Here is a 20,098-nt window from a genome sequence, read left to right as displayed (position 1 = left end):
TCCCGCATGCCAGATCCCGTGCCGACGTGGTGGGCGAGACGCCAGTTCTCGCGCGGTGCCGCCGTGCCCTACGCGGTGGGCACCTACCGGTCGGCGTGGTCGGCGTATCCCGAGCTCGTCCGCCAGTACCACCCGGAGCTGAACCACGGCATCGCGCTGTCGCAGGTGCCGCTGGCCGCCGACGTGCTGCTGTGCTGGGAGTGTCCGCTCGGGCACCGGTTCGCGGCCACCCCGACCGAGCAGCGCGAACGACCGGGGCGCGTGCGGCGGCGTTCGTCGTGGTGTCCGGAGTGCTCCGCGCTCGCCCGCCCGCAGCCGGTGGTGCTGGGCGAGGCTCGCGCGCTGCCCGCCCGCCCGAAGAAGCCCGCCCCCGCGCTGTGCACGAAGACCCCCGACCTGCCGAAGGGCACCCCGTTCCTCAGCGCGTGCGCGCCGAAGCCCGCGTCGGCGGCCGAGGCGAAGCTGCGCGCGATGCTGCGCGACCGGCTGGAGTTCACCGATGGCCTCAACGCGATCAAGGTCGTGCGGCCGTTCTTCCGGCACACCGAGGTGTGGCCCGACATCCTGCTGCCCGAGCTGCGGGTCGCGATCGAGTACGACTCCGTCGGCCGTCACGGGCTCGAGCACGTCGGCAAGCGCGAGGAGGCCGACCGCCGCAAGGACCGCGCGGTGCGGGGCGCCGGCTGGGAGGTCGTGCGGCTGCGCACCGGTCCGCTCGAACCCCTCGGCCCGTACGACGTGCAGCTCACGGGGCTCGGCCGGGCGGCGATCGATCGGCTCGTCGAGCGGCTCCGCGAGATCCGGGGCCCGCTCCTCGTCGACCCGTATCTGCGCGCGTGAGCGCCGCGCTCCCCCGGCGACGTCCCGCGCTTGGTAGCCTGACGACCACCCCGCCCCCACCCCGAAAGGCCGCCCCGATGCTCGGCGAGACCGTCACCCTGAACGCCGAGCGCGGCGTCACGCTCACCTGCTACGTGCAGCCCGTCGACGGCGAGTTCGCCGGGGTCACGGCCCGCCCGGCCGTGCTGATCCTCCCCGGCGGCGGCTACCAGTACTGCAGCGACCGGGAGGCGGATCCCGTCGCCTACCCGTTCCTCGCGGCGGGGTATCAGGCGTTCGTGCTGCGCTATTCGGTCGGCGATCAGGGAGCCTGGCCGCGCCCGCTCGACGACTACGAGCAGGCGATGGCACAGCTCACGGCGAACGCCGAGGCGTGGCACCTCGACCCGACGAAGATCGCCGTCATCGGGTTCTCCGCCGGCGGGCACCTCGCGGCGGTCGCGGCGACCATGGCCGAGCACCGGCCCGCCGCCGCGATCCTCGGCTACCCGGTGATCCTGCCGGAGATCGCCGACCGCTGCCGACCGGGCATGCCCTACCCGGCGGAGCACGTCACGGCCGACACCGCCCCCACCTTCCTCTTCCACACGCGCGACGACGACGTGACGGTCGTGGAGAACACGCTCACCTTCGCCTCCGCGCTGGCCGGAGCCGGAGTGCCCTTCGAGGCCCACGTCTACTCGTACGGTGCCCACGGTTTCTCGACCGGGGCGGCGCACCTGAACCCGCGCCCCCTCTCGCCGCGCGCCCGGAGCTGGGTTCCCGAGAGCATCGCGTGGCTCGACGAGACCCTCGGTGCCCTCACCGCCTCCGGCATCGGCGAGCCGCGGCTGTCGTCCGATGGAGCGACGGGCGGGCGCACACCCGCGTGATTCCGGGACTGGCCGAACGGTCGAGTCCGCACTTCCCCGGGATGTTGAACCGCACGCCACCCGCGCGCTTGACTCGGCGTCATGACACACAGCGCCAAGCAGGACTTCGGTGACTTCGTCGCCGAGCACCGCCGCGTTCCGGCGGCGGTCCGGCAGCTGAACGTGCTGCTCACGCTGGTCGTGGGCACCGTCGCGATCCTCCTGTTCCTGCTCATCCTGCTCGCGGCGCTCGGCCGGGCCGACCGCTGGGCGACCGTCGCCGTCCCGATCGCCGCGATCGCGCTGATCCCGGTCTGGATCGCGGCGCTGGTCATCCGCTACCTCCCGCTGAACGGACTCGGGATCGCCGCGATCGTCACGGCGATCGCCGCGGTCGCGACGCTCGTGCTCGATCCGGCGATCACGTCGATCCTCGGCGACCCCGCCCCCCCTCCCGGCCGATCTGTCGCGCTGGCAGTCCGACACGATCGACGCGAACGTGCTGTTCCTCGTGGTCGCGGGGCTGGTGGTGGTGAGCGCCGCGCTGGGCGTCACCTCCGTGGTCCAGGCGCGCATCACGCGGGCCGAGGCCAGGGCGCTGCGCACGCCATCGGGTCGGGTCTGACGCGGAACTACTCGGACGCGGACCCCCGGGCGGAGGGTGCCGTCCGTCCGCCCGCGGACTCGTCCGGCGGTGTCGCCTCGACCGCAGCGTCCGCGGCGTCGGCAGGGATCTCCCGCACCCGGCGCAGCGCCGAGAGCAGGACGTAGCCGAGCTGCGCGGCGAACACCCCGGCGCACAGCACGATGCACGCCTCGACTCCCACCCCGGCGGCGACCACGGCCCCGAGCGCCGCGCCGACCGGGCGGGCCCCGTACGTGGCGACGACCAGCACCGACGACACCCGGCCGATCATCGACACCGGGGTCACCGCCTGACGCAGCGACGTCGTGCCGATGGTCCACAGCACCGGCCCGAGCCCGAACAGCAGATACGCCGCGAACGCGAACGCCGGCGCCGGCACCCACAGCGTCGCAGCCATCAGGAGCGCGGCGGCGAACCCGCCGAGCGGCCCCAGCATCGTCAGAGCGCCGAGCGCGAACCGTCGCGACAGCACCGGGGCGAGCAGTGCGCCGATCACCATGCCGCCGCCGTACACGGCCATCGCGGCGCCGACCGTCGCGGGGGTCATGCCGAGGCGGTCGAGCGCGTAGACCACGAACACCGACTGCAGCAGAAACCACCCCACGTTGAACACGAAGGAGGTCACGATCATCGGCCGCAGCAGCGCATGCGAGAACGCGAAGCGCAGTCCCTCGCCGATGTCGCGCCAGGGTGTCGTGCGGGGTGCGGCCACGCGGGCGGGGATGTCGGTGCGCGCGAGCACGGCCAGCGCGGCCAGGCAGGCGACGGTCGCCACGACGAACGCGGTGTCGGCGCCGCCCAGCGACACGATCGCACCGGCGACGGCCGGCCCCCCGATGAACGCCGCACTGCGCCCGAGCTCCAGCCACCGGTTCGCGTCGACCAGGCGATCGCGCGAGACGGTGCGCGGAACGGCGGCGGGCACCGCGACACTGATGCCCATGGTGCCCACGGCTCCCGCGAAACCGAGGGCCAGCAACGACTCGAAGCGCAGGGCGTCGAGGGCGAGGAGGACGATCACCGCCACGAGCGTGCTCGCGCGCAGCGCCTCGGACAGCAGGAGGAGCCGGCGCGGAGACGTACGGTCGACGAGGAGCCCGAACGGGATGGCGAGCAGCAGGAACGGGAGGGTCTGCGCGACCTGGAGCAGCGCCGTGCCCGCGGCGTCGGCGCCCAGCAGCAGCACGGCAGTGAGCGGGACGGCCACCAGGGCGATCTGCTCGGCGAACTGCGTGAGGACGCTCGACCAGGACAGTCGCGTGAACGCCGGAGGCAGCGGAGGGCGGGGGGCTCGCGGGTGCATCCCCGCAGCCCAGCAGCCCGCCGCCCGGAGTTCTGGCGGGTATCGGACGCGGCATTCCCCACGGCGGCCGCGGATAGGTTGGGAGTCCCACCCGGAAGGACACCCATGACCCCCGTCGTCACCGCCCTCGACCATGTCCAGCTGCCCGCGAAGAACCTGGACGAGGCCATCGGCTGGTACTCGGACGTGCTCGGTTTCCGCGTGCTCACGCACTACGGGACCTACGCCATGCTGCGCCTGGACCCCGGCCTCGACCTCATGCTCTGGGAGGCGGCGGAGTACACGCCGATGCGGGTCACCGTGGACGGCGACACGAAGCCGGCCCTCTTCCTCGAGACGGAGCGCTTCGACGACCTCGCCGCGCGGCTGCGGGCGTCCGACACGCGGATCGCCAGCATCGAGGACCTGGGCTTCGCGCGGTTCCTGAAGTTCTCCGACCCCAGCGACAACTTCCTGGGCGCGATCGCGTTCGCGGGGGATCCGTCCAACGGCAGCGAGAGCGGAACGTCCGCGGGCGCAACGTCGGAGTGAGTTCGAGCCCCGGCGGGTGAGCGCAACCCGCTTGCGCGATCTTGCAAGGACTTGCGTACACTGAGCGCATGTCGAAGCGTCTGGCAGAGGTGGCCCGCAAGGTCGGCGTGAGCGAGGCGACGGTCAGCCGCGTGCTCAACGACAAGCCCGGCGTCTCGGAGGCCACCCGCCAGGCCGTGCTCACGGCGCTGGACGTGCTGGGCTACGAGCGGCCCACGAAGCTGCGCGGCGAGCGGGCACGCCTGGTCGGTCTCGTGCTGCCGGAGCTGCAGAACCCGATCTTCCCCGCGTTCGCCGAGATCGTCGGCGGTGCGCTCACCCAGAACGGCTACACGCCCCTGCTCTGCACGCAGAACGCCGGCGGGGTCACCGAGTCCGACTACGTGGATCTGCTGCTCGCCCAGCAGGTGTCGGGCGTGGTGTTCCTCGGCGGCAACTACACCCAGGCCGACGCCGCCCACCAGCACTACGAGCGGCTGCGGGCGGTGAACCTGCCGACCGTGCTCGTGAACGCGCGCGTGCCGGAGCTGCCGTTCCCCACCGTCTCCACCGATGACGTCGCGGCCGCGGAGCAGGCCGTGCTCCACGTGCATCAGCTCGGGCACCGGCGCATCGGTCTGCTGCTCGGGCCGGACGACCACATCCCCTCGCGCCGCAAGCTCGACGCCGCCCGCCGACTGCTCGACCAGCTCGGCTCTCCGCTCAGCGACGAGCTCGTGGCGCGCGGCCTCTACTCGCTCGAGTCGGGCCAGGCGGGGGCCGCGCGACTGTTCGCCGCCGGAGCCACGGCCCTGGTGTGCGCGAGCGACCCGATGGCGCTCGGGGCCGTGCGCGCCGCCCGCCGAGCCGGGCTGTCCGTGCCGGGCGACGTGAGCGTGGTCGGCTTCGACGACTCGGCGCTGATGAGCTGCACCGAGCCGCCGCTGACCACCGTGCGCCAGCCGATCGAGTCGATGGGCCGGGCCGTGATCGAGCTGCTCCTCGCGCAGATCGCGGGCACGCCGCAGGCCGCCGACGAGCTGCTGTTCGAGCCCGAGCTCGTGCTGCGCGCCTCCACCGGTCCGCTGCACTGAATCGGCGGCGTTGCGCCGCTCCTCCCCCGCGGGCTCCCCCGGGGGCTTTCGCACGTGCTTGAGTCCTTTCTATTTTTCATTCTTTTGTCCGGTTCTTGCGTTAATCTCTTCGGAAAGCTACATTCAACTCATCACCGCCGATGAGGAGACCTGTGGACACCGACGTTCTGCGCAGCACCGCCCCCGCTTCCCGGCCCGTCCCCCCGACGGACGAGGGCTGGTGGCGCACCGCGGTGATCTACCAGATCTACGTGCGCAGCTTCGCCGACGGGAACGGCGACGGCATCGGCGACCTCGCCGGCGTCCGCTCCCGCCTCGGGTATCTGAAGAGCCTCGGCGTTGACGCCCTCTGGTTCACCCCCTGGTACCGCAGCCCCCTCGCCGACGGCGGCTACGACGTGCAGGACTACCGCGCCATCGACCCGCGCTTCGGCACCCTGGAGGAGGCCGAGCTGCTGATCGCCGAGGCACTCGAGCTCGGCATCCGCACCATCGTCGACATCGTGCCCAACCACATCTCCGACCGCCACGAGTGGTTCCGGCAGGCACTGGCCGCCGGCCCCGGCAGCCCGGAGCGGGAACGGTTCTGGTTCCACCCCGGCCGCGGCGCCGACGGTTCCGGCATCCCCACCAACTGGGTGTCGAGCTTCCAGGGCGAGACCTGGACGCGCACCCGCAACGCCGACGGCACACCGGGCGAGTGGTACCTGCACCTGTTCACGCCGCAGCAGCCCGACCTCAACTGGAACCACCCCGACGTGCGCCGCGAGCACGAGGAGGTGCTGCGCTTCTGGTTCGACCGCGGCGTCGCCGGTGTGCGCATCGACTCCGCCGCCCTGCCGGCGAAGGACCCCGCGCTGCCCGACCTGCCCGCAGGCTCCGCCCCCGCGGAAAACCACCCGCACATCGACCGCGACGAGCTGCACGACATCTACCGCGAGTGGCGGGCCGTGGCCGACGACTACGCCGGAGAGCGCGTGCTCGTCGGCGAGGTGTGGCTCGACGACGCCGAGCGCTTCGCGCGGTACCTGCGACCCGGCGAGATGCACACGGCGTTCAACTTCGGGTTCATGACCCAGCCGTGGGACGCCGCGGCCATGCGCGCCTCCATCACCCGCACCCTCGCCGAGCACGCACCGGTCGGCGCCCCCGCCACCTGGGTGCTGTCGAACCACGACGTCACGCGCCCCGTCACCCGCTACGGGCAGGCCGACTCGTCGTTCGCGTTCGAGCGCAAGCGCTTCGGCACCGCGACCGACACCGCGCGCGGGCTGCGGCGAGCGCGCGCCGCAGCCCTCCTCGTGGCGGCGCTGCCCGGCAGCCTGTACGTGTACCAGGGCGACGAGCTGGGGCTGCCCGAGGTGGAGCTGCCGCTCGACGCGATCGAAGACCCGATGCACTTCCGGTCGCACGGCGTCGACCCCGGCCGCGACGGGTGCCGGGTGCCGCTGCCGTGGGCGGGCGACGCGAGCCCGTACGGGTTCGGCGGTGCCCCGTGGCTGCCGCAGCCCGCCGACTGGGCCGGGCTCACGGTCGACGCGCAGGAGCTCGAGCCCGCCTCCACCCTGCACCTCTACCGCGCGGCCATCCGGCTGCGCCGCGAGGTGCGCGACCTGGCGAACGGCGAGCTGTCGTGGCTCGAGCTCGGGTCCGACGTGCTCGCGTTCCGCCGCGGCGACGACACCGTCAGCATCACCAACCTCGGTGCGACGCCGATCCCGCTCCCCGCCCACCACGCGGTGCTGCTGTCCAGCACGCCGCTCGACGGCACCCTCCCGGCCGACGCCACCGCGTGGCTCACGCTGCGCCCGGCGCGCACCGGTCGCGCGCCCCACTGACCCGCACCACCCGATCCGCATCACATGGAAGGACAGACGATGAAGTCACCGAAGAAGGCCCTGGTCGCCGGGATCGCCGTGCTCGCCACGGCGGGCGCACTGGCCGGATGCTCCGCGAACGACGCCGGTTCCGGCTCCGACGGCAGGCTCGAGCTGCGCGTCGCGACGTTCCCGCCCGGCGCCGACGCCGCCGCGTACGACGCGTTCGCCGCCCAGGAGAAGCAGTTCGAGAAGGAGCACCCCGACATCGACATCATCGGTGTCGAGTACGAGTGGGAGGGTCCGACGTTCGCCGTGCAGCTCGCGGGCGGCAGCCTCCCCGATGTGTTCACCGTGCCGTTCACCGACTCCAAGACGCTGCTGGAGAACGGCCAGCTCATGGACGTGACCGACGCGATCGACGAGCTCGGGTACACCGACAAGTTCAACCCGATCATCCTCGAGGGCGTCACGGGCGACGACGGCAAGATCTACGGCTTCCCCCGCCAGGCCTACGCCGCCGCGCTGCACTACAACCGCGACCTGTTCGAGCAGGCCGGACTCGACCCCGACGACCCGCCGCAGACGTGGGACGAGATCCGCGAGGCCGCCAAGGCCATCACCGACGCCACCGGTAAGGCCGGCTACGCGCAGATGGCGATCAACAACACCGGCGGCTGGCAGCTCACCTCGCAGACCGTCGCGCGCGGCGGCCGCACGCAGACCGACAACGGCGACGGCACCGCCGAGTCCACGATCGACAACGACGCCACCAAGGCCGCCCTCCAGTTCCTCCACGACGTGAAGTGGGAGGACGGGTCGTTCGGCTCCAAGGTCGACCTCGACTGGGGCACCATCAACCAGGAGTTCGCCGCGGGCAACATCGGCATGTACACCTCGGGCTCCGACATCTACACCGCCCTCGTGCGCGACTTCGGCATGGACTCGGAGATCTACGGCATGACGGTCGTGCCGATGGAGGGCGACGACCCCGGCACGCTCGGCGGCGGCGACATCGCGGTGATCAGCCCCACGGTCGACGACGCCACCAAGGACGCCGCTGTCACCTGGATCGACTGGTACTACATGCAGAAGCTGATGGACGAGGACGCGGCCGTGCAGGACGCGAAGACCCTCGACGAGTCGGGGCAGGCCGTTGGTACCCCGCTGCTGCCGGTGCTCAGCCGTGAGCTGTACGACGAGTCGCAGGTGTGGATCGCGGACTACATCAACGTTCCGGTCGACCAGATGAAGCCGTTCAGCGACCGCATCTGGGACCAGACGCCCGTAGGCGAGCCGAAGGTGAAGACCCAGGAGGTCTACGCGCTGCTCGACGCGGTGGTGCAGACCGTGCTCACCCAGCAGGACGCCGACATCGACGCCCTGCTCGCCCAGGCGCAGACCGACGCCCAGGCGAAGCTCGACGAGTAACGCTCCATGACGATGACGCTCCCCGAGCAGCGGGCGGCGGCGGACACCCCTCCGCCGCCCGCTGTGCGCCCGACCCGTCGCCGCTCGCCGCTCACGTGGCTGCGCGGCGGCGGGCTCGCGAACCTCGTGTTCGTGCTGCCGATGCTGTTCGTGTTCGTGTTCTTCTCGTGGTCGCCGATCGTGCAGTCCGTGATCATGAGCCTGCAGAAGACGAACCTGATCGTCTCCGAGTGGGTCGGGTTCGACAACTACCTCGCGGTGATCGGCGACCCGGAGCTCGGCCGCGCTGTGCTCAACACGCTGTGGTTCGCGGTGCTCGCGCTGCTGTTCGGCTTCCCGCTGCCGCTGCTGATGGCCGTGCTGATGAGCGAGGTGCGGCGCGGCAAGGGCATCTACTCCGCCCTCGCCTACCTCCCCGTCGTGATCCCGCCCGTCGTCGCGGTGCTGCTGTGGAAGTTCTTCTACAGCGCCGACCCGTCCGGCGTGTTCAACACCGTGCTCGGGTGGGTGGGCATCCCGCCGCAGCCGTGGATCCAGGACGCGGTGCAGGCGATGCCGTCGCTCGTGCTGGAGGCCACCTGGGCCGGGGCCGGCGGATCGATCATCATCTACCTGGCCGCGCTGCTCGGCGTGCCGCCTGAGCTGTACGACGCGGCGGAGGTCGACGGCGCCGGCATCGCGAAGAAGGTGTGGCACGTCACGCTGCCGCAGCTGCGCGGCATCCTCTTCATCATGCTGATCCTGCAGGTGATCGCCACCGCGCAGGTGTTCCTCGAGCCGTTCCTGTTCACGGGCGGCGGGCCGGCCGGCGCGACCAAGACCGTGCTCCTCTACATCTACGACAAGGCGTTCCGGAACAGCCTGGGCGGCGACTACGGCGAGGCCACGGCGGTCTCGGTGCTGCTGGCGATCGTGCTGGCCGTCCTGTCCTGGCTCTACTTCCGACTGACCGACCGCTGGAGCACGACGTGAGCCTCACCGCCCGCCTCACCACCCGCCTGTCCTCCCGCGCCGCGGAACGAGCGGCCGCCCGAGCCGCCGACGCCGTGGGCGACCGCACCGTGATCTCCGCCTCCGAGCGTCGGCGCCCCGGCATCCGCGTCGGCCTCACCCTCACGCACGTGTTCCTCGCGGTGGGTCTCGCGGTGGCCGGTCTCGGGCCGATCCTGTGGCTCGCGAAGTCCGCCGTGACCCCCACCCAGGACACCCTTCAGCAGCCGTTCGCGCTGTGGCCGAACGGCATCGACTGGGCGAACCTGGAGACCGCGTGGAACGACATCCACATCGACCAGTACTTCCTGAACACGGTGGTGATCGCGCTCGGCGCGTGGTTCGTGCAGCTGTTCGTCGCGACCACGGCCGGGTACGCACTGTCAGTGCTGCGACCCCGCTACGCGCCGATCCTGAACGCGCTCGTGCTGGCGACGCTGTTCATCCCCGGGATCGTGCTGCTGGTGCCGCTGTACCTGACGATCGTGAACCCGCCGCTGCCCGGCGACGTGAACCTGCTCAACAACTACCTCGCGGTGTGGCTGCCGATGGGGGCGAACGCGTTCAACATCCTGCTGGTGAAGCGCTTCTTCGACTCGCTGCCGCGCGAGGTGTTCGAGGCGGCACGCACCGACGGCGCCGGGCCGTTCCGGCTGTTCTGGTCGATCGTGCTGCCGATGTCGAAGCCCATCCTCGGCGTGGTGTCAGTGTTCGCGATCATCGCGGCGTGGAAGGACTACCTGTGGCCGATGCTGGTGCTGCCCGACCCCGCGGTGCAGCCGCTGTCGGTGCGGCTCCCGGCGGTGCAGTCGCAGACCGAGCTCGACGTGTTCCTCGCGGCCCTCGCGATCGCGACGCTCATCCCGATCGCGATGTTCCTGCTGTTCCAGTCGGTGTTCCTGCGCTCGGCGGGACTGGGCGGCGCGGTCAAGGGCTGACCGCGCCCCCGACGGCGCCGGCGCCGCGACCGTCGCTCAGTGCCCGTGTGCGAGCTGCTGCACGACGACGACGAGGGCGCCGAGCCCCACGAGGATCCCCATCGCGATCAGCTGCTTCCACCCGCTCAGGCCCGTGCGGCGGACCGCGACGTAGCCGATGACTCCCAGGATCGCCAGGTACACCACCGACGCGATGGTGAGCGCGGTCTGCAGCTCGATCCAGTCGAGCACCGCCGCCAGCAGGACGAGCAGCGGGATCGCGGCAGAGCCGATGGCGGTGCCGGTGAGCCGGAGCAGCTCCGTCAGCTCGGCCCCGCGCGGGAACGCACCGTGGGTCGCGAGGTGCGCGATCAGGTCGGCCGCGAACCCGGCGAGCGCGATCGCCACGATGCCGACCAGCAGGGTGACCGTGGCCCGCACGGCGCTGGGGTGCTCCGCGTTCGCGTTCTGTACGAGCACGATGGCGAGACCGGTGAACGTGGCGTACACGCGTTCCTTGAGCGCGGCCCGTTCGACGGCCTCGTCGCGCGGCGGCCGAGAGGGGGCGGGTTCCGGCGAGCTCATGTGCGGGATGCTACCAACACGGGACGGCGTTCAGGCGGCCTGGGTGGCCAGACCTCCGGCGATCACCTCGATCACGCACGCGGCGGCTCCCCTCGCCCAGTCGTCGAACCGGTGCGGGCGCAACTGGATGTCGCACTCGCTCGCGGCGCCGAAGGCGTGCTCCGAGAAGGCGGTGCGGAGGGCGTTGGCGTACAGGTCGTACTCCGTCACGTTCTCCCCGGCGATCACCACGGTCTCCGGTCCGACCAGGTTGACGAGCGCGGCCAGGGCGGAGCCGATCACCTCCCCCGCCTGCTCGAACGCGCGGCGCGCCACCGGGTCTCCGTCGTGCGCGAGGGCGAACGCGTCCTCCGTCGTGATGGACGGGTCGTCGTGCCCCGCACGCACGAGCTCGAGCACGGCCGGGGTCGACGCGACCGCCTCCACGCAGCCGCGGCGGCCGCAGCTGCACACCGCGTCGCGCGGACCGAGCGGCAGGTGACCGATCTCGCCGGCGACCCCGTGCGCGCCCTCCACCACCTTGCCGTGCAGGTAGATGCCGCAACCGATGCCCGTGCCGATCGTGATGACCGCGAACGAGCTGGCGTCGCGCGCCGACCCGAACAGCAGTTCGGTGACCGTGAGCGCCCGCACGTCGTTCTCGAGCAGGGCCGGGATGCCGGTGGCCGTCTCCAGCGCCTCGGCGAGCGCGACCCCCTTCCACCCGAGCAGCGGGGAGTCGCGCACCATGCCGCCCTCGCGGTCGACATCGCCGGACACCGCGACGCCCAGTCCGTCGATCGGGGTGGGCGAGGAATCGCGGAGCCGGTCGACGACGCTCGTCGCCGCGGCGATCACATCGTCGACCGCGGTGCTCGCGTTGTGCTCCTCGGTGCGCGCGAGCACGTTCGCCGCGAGATCGGTCAGCACGCCGTAGGTGCGCTCGGCGGTGATCTTGATCCCGATGATGTGCGCACGGTCGCGCGCCACGGCGAGCGGGCTGATCGGGCGGCCGACCACCGGGGTGGAGCGCAGCTCGTCGTCTTCCACCACGAAACCGGCGGTGATGAGCGGCGTGACGGCCTTCGTCACCGCGGCCTGGGAGAGGCCGGTGGCGCGCGAGATGTCGACGCGGCCGATCGGCCCGTGGGTGAGGATGCGCCGGAACACCGTGACGGAGGCGGGCGAGGAGACCGGTATGCGATTCACGTTTCAGCCTTTCAGTCCGCTCGAGGCGATTCCGGCGAAGAACTGCCGTTGCAGTGCGATGAATATCACGACGAGCGGGAGCGACGCCACCAACGACCCCGCCATGAGTGTGGGGTAGTCGGTTCCATACTGCCCCTGAAGGTTCGCCAGACCGACAGGCAGGGTCATCGTGTCCGGTGACGACGTGACGATCAGGGGCCAGAGCAGGTCGTTCCACGAGTACAGCGACGTGAGCACCGCGAGGGCCGCGACCGTCGGCCCGACCATCGGCAGCATGATGCGCCAGAAGATCTGGAGGGCGTTGGCGCCGTCCAGGCGCGCGGCCTCCTCGTAGTCGGCGGGGAGGGCGAGGAACGCCTGCCGCAGCAGGAACGTGCCGAACGCCGAGAACACGCCGGGGATCGCGATCGCGGGCACCGTGTTGAGCAGGCCCAGCGTCTTCATCAGGTCGAACTGGGCGATGAGGAACAGCTGGCTGGGCGCCATGAGCATCACCAGGAACAGCACGAACAGCACGTCGCGGCCGGGGAAGCGGAACCGTGCGAAGCCGTAGGCCGCGAGCGTGCACACCACCAGCTGTCCCGCGACCCGGAGGATCAGGGCGAGGGCCGACACCCCGAGCATGCTCCCGAACGGGACGGTGGCGAAGAAGCGCTCGAAGGCGCCGAAGTCGAGCTCGTCGGGGAGGAACACGGGCGGAACGGCGCGCGACTCCGACACGGTCTTGAACGCGGTGAGGATCTGCCACGCGAACGGGAACACCATCACGGCCGCGCACACCCCCAGGATCAGGTGCAGCGGCCACTGCGACCGGCGGCGAGCGCGCACCCGGGGCGCGGGCGGGCGCTGCACCTCGGGGTCGGCGAGGACGAGCGTGGCCGTGTCAGCCATAGAACACCGCCTTCCGCTGCAGCCGGAACTGCACGGCCGTGACCAGCATGATGAGCAGCAGCAGCACGATCGCGATCGCCGAGCCGTAGCCGCGGTCGAAGCGCACGAAGGTCTGCTGGAAGAAGTAGTAGACGATGGTCTGCGAGGCGGTCTCGGCCTGCGACCCGCGGATCAGCATCACGTAGATGAGGTCGAACATCTGCAGCGACGAGATGACCGAGAGCACCGAGACGAAGAAGATGCTGGGCGACAGCAGCGGCAGCGTCACCGCGAAGAACTGTCGGACCGGTCCTGCGCCGTCGAGCGCCGATGCCTCCAGCAGCTCGGGCGGCACGCCCTGGAGTCCGGCCCCGAGGATGATGATGCTCGTGCCCAGGCTCATCCAGATGCCGACGATCGAGACCGCGAAGATCGCGACGCTCGGGTCGGCGACCCAGCTCGGCCCGTCGATGCCGACCACCCCGAGCGCCTGGTTGAGCAGGCCGAACTCGCCGTTGAAGATGTAGCGCCAGACCATGCCGACCGCGACCGGGAGCGTGACGATGGGGAGGAAGAAGAGCACCCGGTAGACGTTCTTGCCGCGGCGGACGGCGTGGATGAGCGTGGCGATCACGATGCTGATCGGGATGCCGAGCAGCACGATCGCGGTGTAGATCGCACTGTTGCGCAGCGCGTTCCAGAACTGCGGGTCGGCGACCAGGGCCGCGTAGTTGTCGATGCCCGTGAAAGTCTCGCCGCCGAACGGCTTCGTCTCGGTGAAGCTGAGGTACACCGTGGTCAGCAGCGGGAGGATGTACAGCGCGAGCAGACCGACGAGCGCCGGTGCGATGAACGCGAGCCCGGGCAGCCCGGAGACGCGCGCGCGCCGGCCGGCGATGGTCGTGCGGGCGGAGCGCCCCGCGGCGCTCCGCCCTGTCGTGTGAGAGGTCATCGTTCCTTCGCGAGCACGTCGTTCATGGCGGTCGCGAGCCGGTCGGCCACGTCCTCCACCGGTTCGGTGCCGTTCCAGGCGGCGGGGAGGTAATCATCTTCGAGCGCGTTCCACGCCGCGGTGTCGGCCGAGACCGGGTAGACGACGCCGTCGGGAACCTGCTCGATGAACGCCTGGACGTTGAGCTCCGGCATCGAGTCGACCCAGGCCTGCTGCGTCCCCTCGTACGCGGGGATGACCGCGCCGGTCGCGGCCTGGATCTCCGCTGCCTCCTTGCCGCCGAGGAAGAGCAGGAACTTCTTCAGCTCCTCGGGGTGCTTCGTGCCGGCGAAGCCGACGTTCTGGATGCCGTTGATCACGGTCGCCCGCTCGGCTCCCTGCGGCAGCACGGTCACGTCGACCGCGGCGCGCAGGTCGGCGTTCTCGTAGAACCGCTGCGCGTAGAACGAGCCGCCGTAGTACATCGCGACGGAGCCGTTCTCGAACTGGGCGACGGCCTCGGTGTCGGCGAACTGCTCGAGCGTGGGCGAGACCCCTGCCTTCTGCAGGTCGGTCCAGAAGCGCAGGCCCTCCTGCGTCTTCGGGTCGTCGTAGCCGGACTTCCCGTCGTCGATGATGTGACCGCCGGCCTGCGCGACCGTGTTGTAGAAGCCCTCCTGCCGGTTGAGCGGCGCGGCGATGCCGTACACGCCAGCGGCCGGGTCGGTGAGCTGCGCCGCGGCGGCGGAGACGTCGTCCCAGGTCCACTGGTCGGTCGGGTAGGCGACCCCGGCGGCGTCGAACAGCGTCTTGTTGTACCAGAGGCCGACGGTGTCGAAGTCCTTCGGCAGGCCGTACAGCTCGTCATCGTAGGTGAACAGGTCGACCAGGGCCTCGGGGTAGACGCCGAGGTCGACCCCCGCGTCCTCGATCGCATCGCCCAGCGGCAGGAGCTGGTCGTTCGCGGCGTACACCTGGAACCGGTCGCCCAGCATCCAGAACGCGTCGGGGGCGGTGCCGCCCTGAGCTCCGACCTGCAGCTTGGTCCAGTACTCGGTCCACGGGTTGACCTGGAGGTCGACCGTGATGCCCGGGTTCTCCGTCTCGAAGGCGTCGACGAGCGCCTGCATCGTCTCGTCCTGGCTCCACACCCCGTAGGTGAGGGTGACGTCGCCCCCGGCGTCGTCACCGCTCGTCCCGGCGCTCGAACATCCGGTGAGCAGAGCGAGGGCGGCGACCGCCGCTACCCCGCCAGCAGTCCATCTGCGCATGTGAGTGGTCCTCCTCTTGGTCAGCCTGGCCACGATGCCAGGAGTCATTCGCTCAGCCGCAGCGTCAGCCAGTCGACGTGCGTCTCGTCGGCCGAGTCGGGCGACGTGCGCAGCGTCAGCAGCGACGCCCCGGTGACGTCGATGTCGAACGGCAGCGGTGCGGTCGTGGCGCTCGGCGTGAGCCGGGCGGCGGTCACTCCGTCGACGAGGATCTCGGCGACGGCCGCGGTGTCGGGGGTCTCGTCGTCCACGGCGACGGAGCCCGTGAAGCGCGTGGCGGATCCGGCCACGGCGATCGTGATCTCGGAGTCCTGTGAGACGCCGAGCCCGTCGGGGTACGACACGCCGCGCACCTGCAGCGGGCCGCCGTCCCTGGGGTCACCGCCGCCGTTGGCGCGCCCGCGCTCGACCGGTCCCACGGCGTTGCGCGCGGACACGAACGGCAGCCGCGACACGTCGTGCACGCCGCCGTCGAACGGGGTGAGCACCCGCACGTGCGACACGACGGCGACGCCGTCGTGGCCGGGGTTCTCCAGGGTGAGCACGGCCACGTCGCCCTGGTCAGGACGGTGCAGCGGCGCGACGATCCACTCGCCGTCGGCGCCGCGGTCGGCTGTCCACCCGGGGGGCGTGCGCACGGCGGCCGCGTCGGTGCCCACGGTGATCTCGGTCCCGCGCAGCGCGATCAGGCTCTCGGCGACGGTCGGCCGGGGGAGCTCGGCCCGCTGGACCGCCCGGCGCACGGGAGCGGCGGCGGGGGCGACGACCGCGACGAAACCGCCGCGCGGCGCGAGCGGGACGCGCATCCGGGTTCCGGGCTCGGGGGCTGCGAGTTCGGTCAGGGCGCCGTCGACGTCGCCGATCGCCCACACCGCGGCCGAGCCCCCGACGAGTGCTGCGGGGTCGAGCTCGACGACCGCGTCGGAGGTGTACGCACCGATCCCGCCGATGAACCAGCGGTCGCCGCTGCGCCGCGCCACGACCGCGTGCGTGTCGGGGTGACCGTCGAGCAGGCGCACCTCGTCCCAGGTCGCGGGCAGTTCGGCGAGGAACGCGGCGGCGAGCGGACGGGAGCGGTACTGGTCGGGGTCGTCGGCGAAGTGGGTGATGCCGCTCTCGTACACCACGCCGAGCGCGAGCTCGTGGGCGTCGGTGGTCTCCCGCTCCGGGGCGCTGAAGGTGACGGGGGTGTAGTCCATCGAGCCCACCACGTTGCGCGTGAACGGCTGGATCACGTTGTGCGCGGCGGTGAGCGGGTGCCCGTAGAACACGTAGTACTCGGCACCGCGGATGCCCTCGTAGCTGACGACGTGCGGGTGGGTCCTGGCCCAGCCGCGCGGGATGACCGATCCGTGGAAGTTGACGACGAGTCCGACGCGGGCGCTCTCGGCGATGATCGCGTCGTACCAGCGGTAGCGCTCCTGCGACTCCGACTCCATGAAGTCGACCTTGATGCCGGCGACGCCCCACGACCGCCACAGCGCGAGGGAGCGCAGGGCCTCCGCGCCGTCGAGGTCGCTCCACGCACTCCACAGGTGCACCTGGATGCCGCGGGCGCTCGCGTACGACACCAGCTCGGGCACCCAGGCGGCATCCCACCCGCAGTCCACGAGCACGTGCTCCCAGCCCTGCTCCGCGGCGAAGTCGGTGAAGCGCTTCTGCACGTCGAGGTAGGCGCCGGAGTACTGGCTCGACCACCACGACCAGGCGGCGCGCCCGGGCCGCGGCCGCGGTGCATCGGGCTGCGCGGCGGGGGCGAGCGCGTCGATCAGCTCGGTGGCGACGACCTCGGCGAGCGTGCCGGCGACGATCACGCGCCACGGCGTGCGGTGTCCTGGCTCGACCTCGATGCGGTCGTCCGCCGGGGTCACGCGGAACACGGTCCCGTCCCAGTCGACGTGCGCGCCGGAGCTGCGACCGTCGATGTCGGACTCGCTCAGCAGCAGGAACCGCTGCGGGTCGCACTCCACCAGCACGGGGAAGCCGTACGACCCGGGGGCGAGGTCGCGCAGGTCGCTGCCGAACCGCGGTGTCTCGTACCAGGTCTGGTACTCGAGCACCCAGGCGCGGCCGTGGTCGCCCGCGTCGATGCGGGTGTGCTCGGCGCCGAGCGAGGCCGCGGTGGCGGGGAGCACGTAGCGGAAGGCGAAGCCGTCGTCGCTCACCCGCACGACCACGGCCCAGGTCAGCGTGCCGCTGCGCAGCGTGACGGTGGTCTCGCGGTGCACGGCGGCGCGCGGCCCGGTGGCCTTGCCGAGCGCGGGGTCCCACTCCTCGCGCACCTCGCGGTCGTCGCTGCCGACGATCGCGGCCCCTGCGGCGAGGTCGGCACCGTCCACGTCGACCCCGAGGGCGATGCGGGCGAGCGGCGCCTCGTCGAGCAGGAGCTCCAGGGCGGGACGGCCGTCGGCGATCGCGAGGACGGCGCGGCGTCGGCCGGTGGAGATCTCGACGGCGGTGGCGGGGGTGGCGTGGCTCAAGGCACGGACTCCGTTGTCGTTCGGAAAAGTTCGGGTTGCGGGTTGTGTCGAGGATACGCATGATTAATTCATGACGTCAAGTATGAAACTTCACGATGAACAGAAAGTCCGGGACGGGGTGACGGTCACGCCGGAGTACGCCCACCTCTCGCGCTCCGGGACGAGCATCGTCTTCGCGTTCGACGTTTTCGGGCTCCCGTCCGTCGCGCACTGGGGGGCCGCCCTCCGCGACGAGGAGCTCGACGGCCTCCTCGCCAGCACCGCTCCCGCGGCCATGAACAGCTCTCTCGACCTGCCTCGCTCGTTCTCGATCGCCGCCTCCCGGGCGTTCGGCTGGTCGGGCACCCCCGCGCTCGACGTGCACGACGACGACGACGTCGTGATCGAGCGCTTCGAGCTCCACCGCGTCGAGCACGATGCCGACGGCGTCGTCTTCACGCTCCGCGACGAGAGCTCCTCGGTCGACGCGGCCTTCGCCTACCGCCTCGATGCCGCGGGCCTTCTTCACGCCGACATCCGCATCGACAACCTCACCTCCGACCGCTGGATCGACGTCGCCGCGGCCCGCGTGCTGCTGCCCCTTCCGGCGCGCGCGCAGGAGCTGCTCGACTTCACCGGCCGCTGGACGCACGAGCACCACCCGCAGCGGTCCGAGCTGCGCGACGGCACCTGGCTGCGCTCCTCCCGACGCGGGCGGCCGGGGCACGACTCCGCGTTCCTCACCGCGACGGGCACGCGCGGATTCCGGTTCCGCAGCGGAGAGGTGTGGGCCGCCCATCTGGCCTGGAGCGGCAACCAGGAGGTGCTCGTGGAGCGGCTCCCCGAGGGCGCCGGGGTGCACAGCAGCGTGCTCGGCGCCGGCGAACTCCTCGACCACGGCGAGGTCGGGCTCGGTCCCGGCGAGTCGTACCCCTCCCCCACGGCCGTGTTCGCGTGGAGCGACCGCGGGCTCGACGGCCTGACCGCGCGGTTCCACGAGGCGATCCGCGCCCGGCCCACGCACCCGCGGTCGCCGCGCCCCCTGCTGCTCAACACGTGGGAGGCCGTGTACTTCGACCACGACATCGACACCCTGCGCGAGCTCGCGCGCGTCGCCGCCGAGGTCGGCGTGGAGCGGTTCGTGCTCGACGACGGCTGGTTCCGCGGTCGCCGCGGCGACACCGCGGGCCTGGGCGACTGGTACGTCGACGAGACCGTGTGGCCGGAGGGACTGCGGCCCCTCGCCGACCAGGCGCACGGCCTCGGCATGCAGTTCGGCCTCTGGGTCGAGCCCGAGATGGTCAACCCCGACTCCGACCTCGCGCGCGCTCACCCCGACTGGATCCTCGGGGAGGACCCGCGGCTCGAGTCGCGGCACCAGTTCGTCCTCGACCTCTCGCAGGACGAGGTCGTGGCGTACCTCGTGGAACGCCTCGACGAGATCGTGCACTCCTCCACGGCGGACTTCCTCAAGTGGGACCACAACCGCGACCTCCACGCCGCCACCGGTGCACGCGGCGACCGGAGGGTGCACCCGCACACCCTCGGCGTGTACCGGGTGTTCGAGGAGCTGCGCCGTCGCCATCCGCACCTGGAGATCGAGTCGTGCGCGAGCGGAGGGGCGCGGGCCGACCTCGGCATCCTCCGCGTGACCGACCGCGTGTGGGCCTCCGACTGCAACGACCCGGTCGAGCGGCAGGCGATCCAGCGCTGGACGCAGACGCTCCTCCCGCCCGAGCTGATCGGCGCGCACGTCGGTCCGACCGAGTCGCACACGACCCACCGTCACGCGGACTTCTCGTTCCGGGCCATCACGGCGCTCTTCGGTCACGCCGGGCTGGAGTGGGACCTCACCCGCATCACCGCGGAGGAGAAGGCGCAGGTCGCCGCGTGGACGGCGCTGTACCGCGAGCTGCGCGGCCTGCTGCACGGCGGCACCACCGTGCGCGGCGATGAGGTGGACGACGGCGCCCTGCTGCACGGGGTGGTCGACACCGCGCAGACCGAGGCGGTGTTCGCGTGGGTGCGGACGGCGACGAGCGCGACAGCGCACAGTCCGCGCGTGCCGATCCCCGGGCTCGATCCCGCACAGCACTACCGCGTGCGGATCCGGGAGGAGGTGGGCGCGGCCAGCCGTCACCAGGTCGCCGACCCGGCGTGGGTGGAAGCCGCGCCCGAGCTGACGTTCACGGGAGCCGTGCTCGCGCAGGGCCTGCCGCTGCCGGTGCTCAATCCCGGGCAGGCGATGCTGCTGCACCTCACCGCGACCCCCGCGGACTGAGCACGGAAGAGGGGGGGGGGGGGGGGGGTGGGCGGGGGGGCCCCGTCTCCTCCCCCCCCCCCCCCACCCCCCAAAAACACCCCCCCACCCGATGTTGGGGCTGTTTTTGGGGAG

16 protein-coding genes are annotated in these 20,098 nt (G+C 71.7%); 9 read left to right on the top strand and 7 right to left on the bottom strand.

The window, feature by feature from the left end; genetic code table 11:
• The first annotated feature begins 6 nt into the window (after window positions 1-6).
• Both ACWGQ1_RS07670 and ACWGQ1_RS07665 read left to right on the top strand, forming a co-directional pair.
• On the top strand, window positions 7-840 hold the full coding sequence (locus ACWGQ1_RS07670) for a zinc-ribbon domain-containing protein (protein WP_136034769.1): 834 nt from the start codon (window positions 7-9) through the stop codon (window positions 838-840).
• Between the two features lie 77 nt (window positions 841-917).
• Complete coding sequence (locus ACWGQ1_RS07665) at window positions 918-1,712, top strand: alpha/beta hydrolase fold domain-containing protein (protein WP_452312712.1); 795 nt, start codon at window positions 918-920, stop codon at window positions 1,710-1,712.
• 611 nt (window positions 1,713-2,323) lie between these two features.
• On the opposite strand, the gene ACWGQ1_RS07660 is transcribed toward ACWGQ1_RS07665, so the two are convergent.
• Window positions 2,324-3,640 carry an MFS transporter gene (locus tag ACWGQ1_RS07660; protein WP_452312711.1) on the bottom strand — a complete coding sequence of 439 codons (1,317 nt, stop codon included), beginning with the start codon at window positions 3,638-3,640 and terminating at the stop codon, window positions 2,324-2,326.
• A 105-nt stretch (window positions 3,641-3,745) separates the two neighbouring features.
• Between ACWGQ1_RS07660 and ACWGQ1_RS07655 the strand changes: the two genes are divergently transcribed.
• The 6 genes from ACWGQ1_RS07655 (at window position 3,746) to ACWGQ1_RS07630 (ending at window position 10,420) form a co-directional block, all read left to right on the top strand.
• Window positions 3,746-4,171 carry a VOC family protein gene (locus ACWGQ1_RS07655; RefSeq protein WP_452312710.1) on the top strand — a complete coding sequence of 142 codons (426 nt, stop codon included), beginning with the start codon at window positions 3,746-3,748 and terminating at the stop codon, window positions 4,169-4,171.
• Window positions 4,172-4,239: 68 nt separating this feature from the next.
• Entirely contained in the window at window positions 4,240-5,244 is a 1,005-nt protein-coding gene (locus tag ACWGQ1_RS07650; RefSeq protein WP_452312709.1) for a substrate-binding domain-containing protein, read from the top strand.
• Window positions 5,245-5,384: 140 nt separating this feature from the next.
• Window positions 5,385-7,082, top strand: coding sequence for an alpha-amylase family glycosyl hydrolase (locus ACWGQ1_RS07645; protein ID WP_452312708.1), 1,698 nt, complete (start codon window positions 5,385-5,387; stop codon window positions 7,080-7,082).
• Between the two features lie 39 nt (window positions 7,083-7,121).
• Window positions 7,122-8,492, top strand: a complete 1,371-nt coding sequence (locus ACWGQ1_RS07640; protein ID WP_447653209.1) for an ABC transporter substrate-binding protein — start codon at window positions 7,122-7,124, stop codon at window positions 8,490-8,492.
• A gap of 6 nt (window positions 8,493-8,498) precedes the next feature.
• Window positions 8,499-9,464: a carbohydrate ABC transporter permease gene (locus ACWGQ1_RS07635; protein ID WP_205812595.1), complete on the top strand. Its 966-nt coding sequence runs from the start codon at window positions 8,499-8,501 to the stop codon at window positions 9,462-9,464.
• Complete coding sequence (locus ACWGQ1_RS07630; RefSeq protein ID WP_452312707.1) at window positions 9,461-10,420, top strand: ABC transporter permease subunit; 960 nt, start codon at window positions 9,461-9,463, stop codon at window positions 10,418-10,420. Before ACWGQ1_RS07635 ends, ACWGQ1_RS07630 begins: the two co-directional genes overlap by 4 nt.
• A 36-nt stretch (window positions 10,421-10,456) precedes the next feature.
• Here ACWGQ1_RS07630 and ACWGQ1_RS07625 read toward each other — a convergent pair whose 3' ends face one another.
• Genes ACWGQ1_RS07625 through ACWGQ1_RS07600 form a run of 6 tightly spaced genes read right to left on the bottom strand, consistent with a single transcriptional unit; the run spans window position 10,457 to window position 17,724 of the window.
• Window positions 10,457-10,984 (bottom strand): hypothetical protein, encoded by a 528-nt coding sequence (locus ACWGQ1_RS07625; protein WP_452312706.1) that lies wholly within the window; start codon window positions 10,982-10,984, stop codon window positions 10,457-10,459.
• 30 nt (window positions 10,985-11,014) lie between these two features.
• On the bottom strand, window positions 11,015-12,172 hold the full coding sequence (locus ACWGQ1_RS07620; protein WP_247982165.1) for an ROK family protein: 1,158 nt from the start codon (window positions 12,170-12,172) through the stop codon (window positions 11,015-11,017).
• A 3-nt stretch (window positions 12,173-12,175) separates the two neighbouring features.
• On the bottom strand, window positions 12,176-13,063 hold the full coding sequence (locus ACWGQ1_RS07615) for a carbohydrate ABC transporter permease (protein WP_247982166.1): 888 nt from the start codon (window positions 13,061-13,063) through the stop codon (window positions 12,176-12,178).
• On the bottom strand, window positions 13,056-13,994 hold the full coding sequence (locus ACWGQ1_RS07610) for an ABC transporter permease subunit (RefSeq protein WP_452312705.1): 939 nt from the start codon (window positions 13,992-13,994) through the stop codon (window positions 13,056-13,058). The genes ACWGQ1_RS07615 and ACWGQ1_RS07610 overlap by 8 nt, the downstream gene beginning before the upstream one ends.
• Window positions 13,991-15,244 carry an extracellular solute-binding protein gene (locus tag ACWGQ1_RS07605; protein ID WP_452312704.1) on the bottom strand — a complete coding sequence of 418 codons (1,254 nt, stop codon included), beginning with the start codon at window positions 15,242-15,244 and terminating at the stop codon, window positions 13,991-13,993. Before ACWGQ1_RS07605 ends, ACWGQ1_RS07610 begins: the two co-directional genes overlap by 4 nt.
• A 44-nt stretch (window positions 15,245-15,288) precedes the next feature.
• The gene (locus tag ACWGQ1_RS07600; RefSeq protein ID WP_452312703.1) at window positions 15,289-17,724 is read right to left on the bottom strand and encodes a glycoside hydrolase family 97 catalytic domain-containing protein; all 2,436 of its coding nucleotides are present in this window, start codon (window positions 17,722-17,724) and stop codon (window positions 15,289-15,291) included.
• A gap of 118 nt (window positions 17,725-17,842) precedes the next feature.
• Here ACWGQ1_RS07600 and ACWGQ1_RS07595 point away from each other — a divergent pair, with 118 nt between their 5' ends.
• Window positions 17,843-19,984 carry an alpha-galactosidase gene (locus tag ACWGQ1_RS07595; RefSeq protein WP_452312702.1) on the top strand — a complete coding sequence of 714 codons (2,142 nt, stop codon included), beginning with the start codon at window positions 17,843-17,845 and terminating at the stop codon, window positions 19,982-19,984.
• The last annotated feature ends 114 nt before the right edge of the window (window positions 19,985-20,098 follow it).

This window comes from Microbacterium sp. NPDC055599 (genome assembly GCF_053618975.1).
Note: the sequence above shows the minus strand (reverse complement) of the source record. Positions and strands in the feature narration are given on the sequence as shown.